The 11,940-nt window shown below is 66.0% G+C and carries 12 protein-coding genes and 1 tRNA gene; 3 read left to right on the top strand and 10 right to left on the bottom strand.

The window, feature by feature from the left end; translation table 11 throughout:
• Positions 1–11: 11 nt before the first annotated feature.
• Positions 12–365, bottom strand: a complete 354-nt coding sequence (locus tag G6N77_RS04735) for a GntR family transcriptional regulator (RefSeq protein ID WP_165180870.1) — start codon at positions 363–365, stop codon at positions 12–14.
• The gene (locus G6N77_RS04730) at positions 362–1,348 is read right to left on the bottom strand and encodes a hypothetical protein (protein ID WP_165180869.1); all 987 of its coding nucleotides are present in this window, start codon (positions 1,346–1,348) and stop codon (positions 362–364) included. The genes G6N77_RS04735 and G6N77_RS04730 overlap by 4 nt, the downstream gene beginning before the upstream one ends.
• Positions 1,349–1,458: 110 nt before the next feature.
• On the opposite strand from G6N77_RS04730, the gene G6N77_RS04725 reads away from it, so the two are divergent.
• Positions 1,459–1,962 (top strand): GNAT family N-acetyltransferase, encoded by a 504-nt coding sequence (locus G6N77_RS04725; RefSeq protein ID WP_165180868.1) that lies wholly within the window; start codon positions 1,459–1,461, stop codon positions 1,960–1,962.
• A gap of 267 nt (positions 1,963–2,229) precedes the next feature.
• Positions 2,230–4,260, top strand: a complete 2,031-nt coding sequence (locus G6N77_RS04720) for an HNH endonuclease (protein ID WP_165180867.1) — start codon at positions 2,230–2,232, stop codon at positions 4,258–4,260.
• A 68-nt stretch (positions 4,261–4,328) separates the two neighbouring features.
• Here G6N77_RS04720 and G6N77_RS04715 read toward each other — a convergent pair whose 3' ends face one another.
• The 8 genes from G6N77_RS04715 to G6N77_RS04680 form a co-directional block, all read right to left on the bottom strand.
• Positions 4,329–5,819, bottom strand: a complete 1,491-nt coding sequence (locus G6N77_RS04715; RefSeq protein WP_165180866.1) for an MFS transporter — start codon at positions 5,817–5,819, stop codon at positions 4,329–4,331.
• Complete coding sequence (locus tag G6N77_RS04710) at positions 5,816–6,382, bottom strand: cysteine hydrolase family protein (protein ID WP_165180865.1); 567 nt, start codon at positions 6,380–6,382, stop codon at positions 5,816–5,818. Before G6N77_RS04710 ends, G6N77_RS04715 begins: the two co-directional genes overlap by 4 nt.
• Positions 6,383–6,414: 32 nt before the next feature.
• Positions 6,415–6,867, bottom strand: a complete 453-nt coding sequence (locus G6N77_RS04705) for a MarR family winged helix-turn-helix transcriptional regulator (RefSeq protein ID WP_165180864.1) — start codon at positions 6,865–6,867, stop codon at positions 6,415–6,417.
• A gap of 89 nt (positions 6,868–6,956) precedes the next feature.
• Complete coding sequence (locus G6N77_RS04700; RefSeq protein ID WP_306986989.1) at positions 6,957–7,595, bottom strand: class I SAM-dependent methyltransferase; 639 nt, start codon at positions 7,593–7,595, stop codon at positions 6,957–6,959.
• Positions 7,592–8,356, bottom strand: a complete 765-nt coding sequence (locus tag G6N77_RS04695) for a class I SAM-dependent methyltransferase (protein WP_165180862.1) — start codon at positions 8,354–8,356, stop codon at positions 7,592–7,594. The genes G6N77_RS04700 and G6N77_RS04695 overlap by 4 nt, the downstream gene beginning before the upstream one ends.
• Positions 8,353–8,820, bottom strand: coding sequence for a carboxymuconolactone decarboxylase family protein (locus G6N77_RS04690; RefSeq protein ID WP_165180861.1), 468 nt, complete (start codon positions 8,818–8,820; stop codon positions 8,353–8,355). The genes G6N77_RS04695 and G6N77_RS04690 overlap by 4 nt, the downstream gene beginning before the upstream one ends.
• A 107-nt stretch (positions 8,821–8,927) precedes the next feature.
• Positions 8,928–10,301: a GH1 family beta-glucosidase gene (locus G6N77_RS04685; protein WP_165180860.1), complete on the bottom strand. Its 1,374-nt coding sequence runs from the start codon at positions 10,299–10,301 to the stop codon at positions 8,928–8,930.
• Positions 10,302–10,492: 191 nt separating this feature from the next.
• Positions 10,493–10,568: transfer RNA gene (locus tag G6N77_RS04680), tRNA-Arg, on the bottom strand.
• A 112-nt stretch (positions 10,569–10,680) separates the two neighbouring features.
• Here G6N77_RS04680 and G6N77_RS04675 point away from each other — a divergent pair.
• The gene (locus G6N77_RS04675) at positions 10,681–11,940 is read left to right on the top strand and encodes an MFS transporter (RefSeq protein WP_165180859.1); all 1,260 of its coding nucleotides are present in this window, start codon (positions 10,681–10,683) and stop codon (positions 11,938–11,940) included.

Here is an 11,940-nt window from a genome sequence, read left to right as displayed (position 1 = left end):
GCCGTGTGGCGTTACTCCTGGCGCCATTGCGAACGGATGGCGCCCAGGGCGTCCTCAAGGGAGAGTGAATTTCCCTGGGCGGTTGCCACGAACTGCATGGCGGCCCGCCGCATGTCCCCGGCCAGCCCCTGCCCGTCGCGAACCCTGGCCCCCGTGGCCCGGCTGGTCTGGATCAGCCCGGCCGTCTCCAGTTCGGAGTATGCGCGCGCCACGGTGCCGGCCGCAACGCGGAGGTCGCCCGCCAGTTGGCGGATGGACGGCAAGCGCTGGCCGGGACCCAGCTCACCGGCGCGGATGAGGTCGCCGATTTGCTCCCTGATTTGCTCAAACGGGGGAATGGGGCTGGCCTCGTCAAGGGTGATCACGCCCCTGCTCCCTGGCTTGTTGGCGCCTGGTCAGCCGGTTTTGCCAGTGCGTGGCGTGCGGAGGAGCGGATGGTGAAGGCAGCCTTTGCGGCGAGGAATATCAGGAAGGCCCCCGCCACGACCAGCACAGGCCCGGCAACGGCAACCGCAAAGCCCACCGCGAAGAGGGGCTGGAGCGGGCCGTGGCCGGACTGGTTGAAGTTTGCCGCGGCGACGGCCACTGCCTGTCCGGCCAGCAGCGCCGTGCCGCCGGCGTAGCCAAGCAGGGCCCCCGTCCCCAGCCGGACCACCACCCGGGTGGAGATTTCCCGCCACCGCATGTCCAATGCAGCCATGCGGGGATCCGGCAGCGACGGTGTGGAGGAGATTCTGCGCAGGGCCAGACATGCCGAACCGGCCAGGGCCACTGTGACCAGCATGAGCGGCACACCGTAGAACCAGCCCGGGTAGGGACCGGCCGACGTGCTGTGGGCGCCGTCGGCCAGGCGAATAAGGCGGTACCGGCCCAGTTCGTCCGGGGATGAAGTCAGCCCGGTGGCAACGAGCAGGCCAACGTAGCAAACGGCGATGGCCGCGGGGACCAGGAATGACCGGCGCGGGCCAAAGGACCACGGCTTCCGGGGCACCAGACTGGCGTTAGCCGCTCCGGTCCGTGGGGGCATTGGCGCCGGAAGCGAGGAGTACAGCAGCAGGCCTCCGCTCGCCGACAACCCCGCCGTCAGAGCCAGGGGGAGACCCACCTGGCCGGTGAAGGCAATGGATGCGCGGAGCAAGGCGAGGAACAGGACCACGGCAAATGCGATGGATGCGAGGGCCCGAAGCTGGGCAAAGAGCATGGCCCGGTTCTCGCTTGACTTCGACGCAGGGCCGGAGCCGGCCGGGATGGACCGTGCCGGCCTTTTGCTGGATATCCAACGCGCTGCGGAGGAGATGACCAAAACTGCCAGGGCGGATGAGAGGAACAGGACAAGCAGGTGGCTCATGGAAACTTCCTTCGTGTATTAGACAATTGATACACAGGAATGCTGCGTGTGTCAATTGTTTGATACACCGTGCTCCGGCCGCCGCTGCGTGGACCTGAAAGGATGGGGCCATGAACCAGGAGATCAAGATATTGGCAGAGTTCGCGCTCGCAGGCCGCACATTCCGGCTGCGGCGGGCGGCGGAGTCCGACGTCGGCGCCATCGTTGGGCTGATGGCCCGGGACCAGCTGCGGTCTGCAGTCGATTCGGCAGCCCCGGACCGGCGGGCGCCCTACGTGGCCGCGTTCCGGGCAATCAATGCCGACCCGGCCCACCTGCTGTGCGTGGTGGACGACGCCGATGGTGCCGTCGTGGCAACCATGCAGCTCACCTTCCTGCCCGGCCTTGCCCGTGGGGGTGCACTGCGGCTGCAGATTGAGGCCGTCCGGGTGGATGGGGGATTGCGGGGCAACGGGCTTGGCTCGGCCATGATTCTGTGGGCCGTTGATGAGGCTCGACGGCGGGGCGCGGCGCTTGTCCAGCTGACCTCGGACCTGGCCAGGCACGACGCCCACCGCTTCTACGAACGGCTGGGCTTTTCGCATTCCCACGCCGGGTTCAAGTTGATCTTTTAAGTTTTGCGCCGCCGGCAGGCGCGGTCCACAGTGGGCTGATTTTGGTGCGCTACGGCCACCAGTGCCGCTTTCCTCCCTCCACAGCGGGGGCTGGCTTGCTTGAGATCCACAGATTTGCCGGAATGGCCCCCTTGGAGATCCGCTGGGTTCAGATATTTCCTACGCTTGAAGCAGCAAGGGAAGGCAGCACGCGGGACATTGGGGCCACATGAAGGCCCCGCGATTCCGCTGAGGGTGGACTGACCGGGAAAAGGCGGGTGAATTTGAATGGCGGCACCGGAGTGGCAGGGGAGCGGCCCAACGCCTGTCGGCGCCGCGCCCGCGCCCGGCAGGCCTGTGCCCGGCAGACCTGTGGCCGGCGGGCCTGCGGCCCCATTTCCCGTTCCTGCCGCCAGCAGCCAGGCGTACCGCGGTGAGGGCTTGGGCAACCGGGCCCGGCTGATGGTCCAAGCGTCCGAATTGACGTCAATTGCGAAAGGGCTGGTCGGAAAGTGTGCCGACTTCCTCGATCCGGCACTCCTGGCACAGCTGGATGCTGCCTTGGCTCGTGAACTTGCCGACAGATCGGAAGCCCGTGCCAGCGAGGCAGCGGCCCGCGTCGGAACCGCGGTGCGTGAAGGCCGCTCCGCGGCAGCCCTGGATGGATTGGCGCGGCGCGCCTCCGCTGCGACGGCGGCAGCAACCAAGGCCACTGCGTTTGCCGCCAAGGCCGCAGGAGTCGCCCTGGCCCTGGAAGACCCCTTTCGTGACAGTGATGAATGCTGTTCCGACCTTGTCGACGGCGTCGATGCCGCAGGGCTGGTCGATCTGATCGAGCAGTTGGAAACGGCCAAGAATGCGCTGACGGGAGTGCAGGCCAAGGCCCAGGCCGTGTTTGCCGCGCAGCAGCGCCTGGCTCAGGCAAAAGCTGGGATGGTCAAGGACAAACTTGGCAAGGGAGTGGGCCTGCAGATCGGCCTGGCCCGGGGCGAATCGGCCCACCGCGGCCGCCAACTTGCTGAACTCGCCGCTGTACTCGTGCGGGAAATGCCGCACACCCTCAACGCCCTTGCCTCTGGTGCAGTGGGGGAATACCGGACCCAGATCATGGCAACCGAGACAGTGTTCCTGAGCTCGGAACACCGGGCCGACGTTGACCGTGCCTTGGCCTCGGACCTTGAGAAGTTCGCTGCCATGGGTACCAAGGAACTTGCGGCCGCGGCCCGCAACGCCGCCTATCTGCTCGAACCAGAGGTATTTACCAAGCGCAGGGGGAAGGCCGTCACCGACCGGCACGTCACCCTGCGGCCGGCCGCTGACGGAATGACCCTCCTCAGCGCCCTTATTCCCCTCAGGCACGGTGTTGCAGTCCTCAAGACCCTCACCCAGGTCGCTGACTCCGCCCGTGCGGCTGGGGATCAACGGGGCGTCGGCCAGCTCATGGCGGATGCACTCACCCACCGCCTGCTCCAACACCAGCCGTGTGACGAAGGCGCAGGAGCTGCGGGAGACCACAGGGGTCCGGCCACGGAAGTCTCCGGTGCGGCACGCGTGGTCGCCCCAGGGTCGGCCGCTGGCCGGGCCCATGGAACCGGGCCCGTTGGTGCCGTCGGCGATTCTGCCAATGACGGCGGCGCGATGGTTGGGGGTGCGTTGTTGGATTCCACGGGAGGACGGTGCACCACAATTACCGAACCAGGCATCATGCTGGAGCTTGTCATGACGGACAGGTCCCTTTTCGATGGTGCGAATGACCCCGCGGTCCTCACCGGCCATGACCCCATTCCTGCGCCGGAAGCGCGCTCCATGGTCCTGGGTTCCGGTCCCAGCCCCGGGTCTGGTACCAGCCCCGGGGCCGGTTCCAACTCCAGTCACAGTTCCGGTCCCGGCCAGCCGGCCGCCGCGCAGGTTTGGGTTCGGCGCCTCTACACACACCCCGAAACGGGGGCATTGCTTGCGATGGGTTCGCGCGCGCGTTTCTTCCCGGAGGGCATGAAGGAATTCCTGCGCCTGCAATATCAGCGTTGCGCCACGCCGTACTGCGACGCGCCGATCCGAGAATATGACCACATCAAATCCTGGGCCTCCGGCGGCACCACCACCATAGCCAACGGACAGGGACTCTGCGCGTCGTGCAACAAGTCCAAGGAAGCGCCGGGCTGGAGCGCCGAAGTCGTCAAAGGCGGGCCCGTCGTCCCGCGCACCACCTTTACCACCCCAGCCGGGCGTAGATATACGGCAATCGCCCCGATGCTGCCCGGTGGGCCGGGGCTCCTCGGTAGCCCACCCCCATCCGGCGAACCGCCGGACCCGCCCTGAACAGCGTCTCCGGTCACAGGCGCCGGCGTGCAGCTGGCGCCACCACTTGTCCCAATGGCCCAAGCTCGCTACGGAATGGGATCTGCCGAAGGCCCGTGGGCTGCACGCGAAGTGCGGCCCGGCGGCGGGTTTGTTGCACCGGATGGGCCCGGAGAAGAGGGGGTTTCGGCATTGGCCATTTTGGGAATGGCCCGGTCCGCAGCAGCCAGCAAAAGTACCGCGGCACCGATGCCGCCAATCACCCAGCCCAGGGTGTGGAAGCCGGCGTCTGTGGCGGCAGGGCCAAAGGTGATGCCGATCAGGCTCGCCGAAAATATAGCCCCGATGTAGGCGAAGGTCCGGTACAGTCCGGAGGCTACCGCAATGTCGCCGGCCGGCGCTTGCACGTAAAGTGCGGCCTGGTTGGCAAATCCGCTAAAACCATTGCTGAAGCCGAAAAGCAGCGACATGCCGATGAGTACGGGAACGCTGGAATGATGTGTGATCAACAGCATCACGGCAGCAGTCAGCACCAAAGCGATGCCGGCGACGACGAGGGGAGTGCGCACCCAGCCCTTGATGGAAACCACCCGGGCTATGACAATACTCAGTCCCGACAGCGGGAGCAGGATGAGTCCCACGGTGGACGGGCCAAGCCCGGCGCCCTGTTCCATCCATTGGCTGGTTCCGTAAAGGGCAGTGTAAATGCCCAGGCCCACCAGCAGCTGGCGCAGGTATGTGCGTTGCAGTGGGCGGTTGGCCGCAAGCATTCGGACATCAATCAGGGGCTGGCCGGCCGTCCGTTCCCAAAGTACCAGTGCAGCGCCCAGAACGGCGGCTACTGCGGCCAGCCACCATTGCGGCTTCCCGAGGTCTGCGAGAAATACCAGCAGGGACGTGGTGGCTCCGGCGAACAGGGCGATGCCTGGAAGGTCGACGGCGGAAACCAGTCCTTTCAGGTCACGGCGCGGGCCCGGATCATCCTTGGCCACACCCACAAGGGTCAGCACAAATGTGACCAGTGCCAGCGGGACGTTGACCAGGAACAAGGCGCGCCAGCCGAAAGTGCCGACGAGGATGCCGCCGAGGGGCAGGCCAAAGACCATGGTGATCTGGGATGCAATGGAAAAGTTGCCCAGCACGCGTCCCGGCACCCCGGCGCCCCTTGAGTCTGCCCGCTTGCGGACCAGTGCCATCGCAGTCGGATAGGCTGCCGACGTGCCAATGCCGATCAGCGCACGCGAGAGGAGCAGGAAGCCAAATGCGGGCGCCGCAGCACCGACCACCCCCGCAGCCAGCAGAATCACGATTCCTGCCAGGAACACGCGCCGCGGCCCAAAAAGTGTGGACAGCTTGCCCATGGTGGGTTGCATGACCGCGCTGCACAGGTACAACACGGAGATCAGGCTGGCTGTGGTGCCCGGTCCGGTGTGAAAGTCCACGCCGATGCCAACAAGTCCCGTGGCGATCATGCTGCTGTTGATGGGGTTGAGTGTCGACCCCAGCAGCAACGGAGTCAGGAACCGCCATTCGAAAGGTTCGCGGTGCGCCGCGGATGGCACTGCGGCACTGCTTGTCATGCCCGTGTGACGGCCAGGAGCTTGATGATGTCGCCGGCGGTTCCAGTTTCGCCCAGCCGCGGAAAAATTCGGGCCACGCTGTTATCGTGGGCGTCGGCATTCATGTCCGTCATGGCGTCGACGGCGAGGGTGACGTTGAGGCCGTGCTCGTGTGCCTGCCGGGCCGTTGATTCGACGCCCACGCTGGTTGCCACGCCCAAAACCACCACCTGCGTGACGCCCAACAGCGCCAGGTGGTCCGCCAGGCCGGTGTTCGTGAACGCTCCCCACGTCTTTTTTACGACAGTGTGGTCGCCCGGCTGCTGGTTGAGCTCGGGGATGAGATCCGCCCAACCAGGCGGCAGCGAGTCAATGCTTCGCGGAGCCTGTTCCGTCCTGCCCGGTGCGCCACCCGAAACAGTGACCAGGACTACGGGCAGATGGTGGCTGCGGAAGGCGTCGGCGAGCGCCGCTGCGTTTTTCACAACGGTGTCCATCGGATGTGCCGCGGGCAGGGCGGCGACACCGTTTTGCAGGTCGACGACGACGAGGGCCGTCTGCGGGTCAAGGGTTGTCAGTGTCAAGGGATTCTCCTGGGGGCTTGGAATTGTCGGGACTATGAGTCGGCGAGCCGCGTGAGCAGGGCGACTCCGGCCGCCAGTTGGTCCTGTTCGTCGGCGGAGAGCGTGGCCCGAATGGCCCGGAACAGCCAGTCGTCCTTTGCCGCGCGGGCTTCCCTGACCGTCTCCCGGGCAGATTCGGTCAGGGACCAGATGGTGGCCCGCCCGTCGTTCGGGTCCGGTGCGCCGCTGACCAGCCCGGCGGCTTCGAGAGCTGCGACCTTGGCGCCCATCGACTGCGGGCGGACGCCCTCGGCCCGGGCCAGTGTGGACACCGTGGCGGGACCTCCGGACTCCAGCCGGGCCAGCGCCGCGATTTGTGATGGCGTGAAATCGCCGAAGACTCGGCCCGAATTCATGCGCCGCCGCAGTTTCCCCACCACCACGCGCAGCTCGGTGGCCACCGCCGACGTTTGGGCGGGCACGGGGTCACCAAGATGTTCGCTCATGCCTCAAGCATAAATTATGTTAAGGGAAACTGTGAAGTTTCCTTCATATATTTTTGGCCGGTGCCAGTCGCCGCTGAACCCTGCAGCTGTCAGCCCCTGCGCAGGGCGAGCAGCACTTCATCATGGACCGTGACATTTTCGCCGCTGTGCCAGCCGCCGTGGCCGGAATCGCTTCGGGCCCGGGTTTCGGCCACGGGCACCTCCCATAGGTTGGGGTCCAGTGCCGCCGCCACTTCCGCAGCGGTGAAGAACAAGTCGGCCCCATGGGGCCGGCGTGCCCCGGAATCTTCGTCCGACGGCGAATGACCCACCAGCAGCAGGGCGCCCCCGGGTGCAACGGCGGCGGCGAGGCGGGCAAAAATTTCTTCGCGCTCGGCCTGGGGCAGGTGCATGAACTGCGCCGACACCAGCCCGAAGGACCCGGCCGGGGGAGTCCACAGCAACAGGTCGTGGTGCTCCCAGGTGACGGAACCGGCCAGCGCCAGGCCCGCGGCGTGTGCTGCAGCCCGCTCGAGGGCCACGCTGGATATGTCCACGCCCGTCACGCGCCAGCCCCGCCCGGCCAGCCAGACGGCGTCGGCCCCTTCGCCGCATCCCACGTCCAAGGCCGAACCCGGTGGCAGAGGCGAAGCCTCTGCCACCAACTGCGGATTCGGCTCCCCGCTCCAGATGTTTCCGTGGCTGCCGTAGCGCTTGTCCCAATAGGACTCGTCAAATTGCCGGTTCACGGGTTGCTCCATTCCTGTCGGGAGTGTGTGACGGCCCGGTAACACTCAGTAACGTGCGGAAACTCCAGTGTGCCGGTTGGGCCCACCTGGTTTCGGCCCAAAGCCCGGACCCTTTCCAGCACCGCGGCCCGGTCGGGCCGCTGGTGGACGTACCTCCAGGAGTCGGCCAGCTCCACGAACTGGTCGAGGGTGAGCTGGAATGCCACGTGGAAATTGCGCTGCTCAAATTTGCCCAGGCCGGACACGCCATGGGGAAGCGTGGTGCCGTGGGACGGTGGCGTGGCCGTGTGCCCGACAATTTCAGCAAGCTCACACACCCACGGAACCGAGCGGTCCCAGGTGTGCCATGCCATCGCCAGGCTGCCTCCCGGCGCCAGTACCCGGAGGCATTCACCCGCGGCCTCCGTAACGGACACCCACTGCCACGATTGCAGGCAAAGGATTGCGTCAATGCTTCCGTCCGCGGCGGGAAGGTCCTCTGCAGTTCCCCTGGCTGTCGTGATTCGGGCGCCAACGTGCGCCGGCAACTTCCGGTTGGACTGGTCCAGGGCCGCCAGCATGTCGGCGGAGGGGTCGACGGCGAGAACCGTGTGTCCCAGGCAGGCTGCGGTCCTTGCGCCGCTTCCGGTCCCCGACCCAAGGTCAAGAACTCGAAGGGCAGTGGCTGGATCCGGGGAACCGAGAAGCCAGGAAACTGTCGCCACCGGCCAGGGCGGCCGGGCCAGGTTGTACCGGGCCTGGTCGCGCACGGCCGGGCTCATGGACCGGCGAGTTCAGCGGGCAGGGGCAGCTTCTGGTGGGTGGAGACCGCCAGCCGGTTCCAAACATTGATGGCCGAGATGGCCATGAGCAGGACCGGGACTTCGGCGTCGTCAAAGGCAGACTTGACTCGGCTCCAGGTGGAGTCCGTAACACCGCCATTGCTGATCAGGGTCACGGCTTCCGTCAGCGCCAATGCCGCGCGTTCGCGCTCCGAGTAGAGTTCCGGGGCTTCGTGCCAGCCGGCCAGCACGTCCAGGCGCCGGTTGTCCACGCCGGCGTTGCGGGCTTCGCGCCCGTGCATGTCCAGGCAGTAGGCGCAGCCATTGAGTTGCGATGCACGGATCTTGACGAGTGCCAGCAGGTCCTCGCCAAGGGTGCCGCCATGAATGTACTTTTCCATCGCATACATGGGCTGGTAGGCCTTGGGGTCGATTTCCTGGATGTTCATGCGCTGCGTGGACATGTCCCTTGCTTTCTGCTTAGATTTTGTGTCATTCGTACAGCGGCTCACTGTGCCGTCTTTTCCAGCTTCCACCCGGCACAAACGTGACGCAACCCGGCACGCAGTCCTCAGCCGGACTTGGATTCGCCAATCACCCCTCTGTACCAATGGAAGGAGTCCTTGGGCGTACGCCGTTGCGTGCCATAGTCCACATGAACCAGTCCAAAGCGCTGTGAATAGCCGGCGGCCCATTCAAAGTTGTCCAGGAGCGACCAGTGGAAGTAGCCGCGAATGTCCACCCCGCCGTCCATGGCGGCGCGCAGTGCCTGAAGGTGGGCGGCGGTGTAGTCGATGCGCCGCTGGTCGTGCACCCGGCCGTCCGCGCCGGGCCCGTCATTGAAGGCGGCGCCGTTTTCGGTGATGTAGATGGGAGGCAGCTTGCTGCCGTACCGGGCCTTGAACCCCAGCAACATTTCCGTAAATGCCTCCGGGACAATGGGCCAGCCGAAGTCCGTGCGGGGGTAGCCTTCCACGTCCCGCAGCGAGAACGGCAGCGATGCGTCCAGGGCGTGCCCGTCAATCAGCCCGCCCGTGCCGGCAGCCGGTGCGCCCACCACGGTGGGGTTGTAGGAGTTGATGCCATACCAATCAATGGGCGTTGCGATGGTGGCGAGGTCGGCGTCGGCCACGCCAGGAAGATACGGTGCCAGGACGTCGGGGTAGGCGCCTGTGAGGATGGGGTCGGCGAATATCCAGTTGGCGAGATTGTCGTAGAGGGCCGCGGCCTCCAGGTCCTCAACCGCCTGGCTGGCAGGCCAGGTGGCACCGTGGTTGTTGGCGATGCCAATGCTGCCGGCCCCTGCGGCGCGAAGTGACTGGACGCCGAGGCCGTGGGCCAGCAGCAGGTGGTGTGCCGCCGGAAGGGCGTCGAAGCCGAGTTCCAGTCCGGGCGCGTGGATGCCTGCCCCGTAACCGAGCATCGTCAGCGAAACAGGTTCATTGAGGGTCATCCAGCGGGGAATGCGGTCAGAGAAGTGGGAACCGAGCAACCCCGCGTACTCGGCGAAGCGTTCGGCAGTGTCCCTGTTCAACCAGCCGCCGGCCCGTTCCAGTTCCAGCGGCGTGTCCCAGTGAAACAAGGTGGGCGTGGGGGCGATGCCCGCTGCGAGCAGCCCGTCCACCAGCCGGTCGTAAAAGGCAAGGCCCTCGGCATTCACGGGTCCCGAGCCGCCGGGCTGGACGCGGGGCCAGGAAAAGCTGAAGCGGTAGGCATCAACGCCCAGGTCCGCCATGAGGGCAATGTCTTCCGGGTAGCGGTGGTAGTGGTCGCAGGCCACCTCGGCAGTGTCCCCGCCCCGGATTCGCCCGGGCTCGGCCGCAAAGGCATCCCAGCTGGACTGGCCCCTGCCGCCCTCGCCCACTGCCCCCTCAACCTGGTAGGCGGCTGTGGAAACGCCCCACACAAAACCGGGCGGGAAGCAGGGGGTCGCGGACTTGTCCATGGAGACCTTTCATCGGAGCCGTGGTCCTGAGTTTCACGGGCGGGCGGGCCGATGTCAAGGGCCCGGACCCAAGCCGGATAACACAGTCCGCACTCTTGGCACGCCGCATGTGGCGGGACAGTTCCGCCCGGAAGGCTGGCGGCAAGAGACGAAAAAACCCCGCCAATTCATTGAATTGACGGGGTTTTCACTGGTGCCCTCGATAGGATTCGAACCTACGGCCTGTTGCTCCGGAGGCAACCGCTCTATCCCCTGAGCTACGAGGGCCAGGCAACCGTGGCTGCCAAAGGGAACGAGAAAGAGCTTAGCAGGTGCCGGGCACCCAATGTAAAACCGGCTTCCGCCATCCGCCGGGTAACGTTGTGGCAATGGTGAACACATGGTGAGGAAACTTCAGCGGTCGGCGTGGCTCTTCGGTGCCGGCATCATCCTCACGGCCCTGACCTTGCGCGGCGCCGTCACCGTGGTCCCGCCCCTGATTTCCACCATCAACCGCGACCTGCCCATGAACACGGCCACCATCGGCATCCTGGGGATGCTTCCCACCGCGGCTTTTGGCCTGTTTGGCTTCCTGACGCCGTACGTGATCCGCTGGGCGTCGCTGGAACGGCTCATCGTCCTGTCCATTGCGACCGGGATCGTGGGCCAAGTCGCCCGCGTATTTGTGCCCAACACGCCGCTGTTCCTGGTCCTTTCCGTAGTGGCCTTCGGCGGGCTCGGGGCCGGCAACGTGCTTTTGCCGCCGCTGGTGAAGAAACACTTCCCCACCAAGGTCGGCCTCATGACGGCCCTCTACGTCACCTCACTTTCCCTGGGCACGGCACTTCCGGCCCAGTTTTCGGTACCGCTGGCCGACGCCACCGACTGGCAGTTTTCGCTGTCCTCCTGGGCCGGCGTCAGCTTCATTGCCCTGGTCCCATGGTTCCTGGCCGTTTTTTCCACGCGGACGACGCCGGGCACCGCCCAGGTGCCCACCGCGCCTGCCGCTGCGGCCGGGACGGCGCAGTTGATTGTCCATTCACGCAAGGTGCCGGAAGAACAGGCCGTGCCGGCCATGAACCTGTGGAAGTCGCCCACCGCCTGGGGGCTCACCCTCATGTTCGGCTGCACCTCGCTGAACACCTATGCGCTCTTTGCGTGGCTGCCGGAGATCCTGATCCAGGCCGGATTGAACCGTGGGCAGGCGGGTTCCATGCTGGCCTTGTTTGCCGCCCTCGGCCTGCCCCTGAGCCTGCTCATTCCACTCGTGGCAGCCAAAATGCGCAACCCCTTCCCCGTGGTGCTGGTGATGCTGGGCTTGTTCGTGGCAGGCTACCTGGGCTTGCTGTTCTCGCCGGCCCACGGCACCTGGCTGTGGGTGTCCTTTGCCGGACTGGGCCCGGGCACCTTTCCCCTCGCCCTGCTGCTGATCAACCACCGCACCCGGACACAGCTCGGTGCGGGCGCCCTGTCCGGATTCGGACAGGGCATGGGCTACACGCTGGCCTGCGTGGGACCGCTGTTCTTTGGGCTGCTGCGCCAGTGGACGGGTTCCTGGACCGCGCCATTCCTATTCCTCTTCGCCACCCTCATCCTGCTTGGCGCGGGGGCCTGGATCATCTGCCGGCCCAAAATGTTGGAGGACGACTTCGCCGGGTGA

Source organism: Arthrobacter silviterrae (assembly GCF_011045165.1).
Lineage (GTDB): Bacteria > Actinomycetota > Actinomycetes > Actinomycetales > Micrococcaceae > Specibacter > Specibacter silviterrae.
The sequence above is the reverse complement of the archived record's forward strand: the minus strand, read 5'-3'. Positions and strand labels throughout refer to the sequence as shown.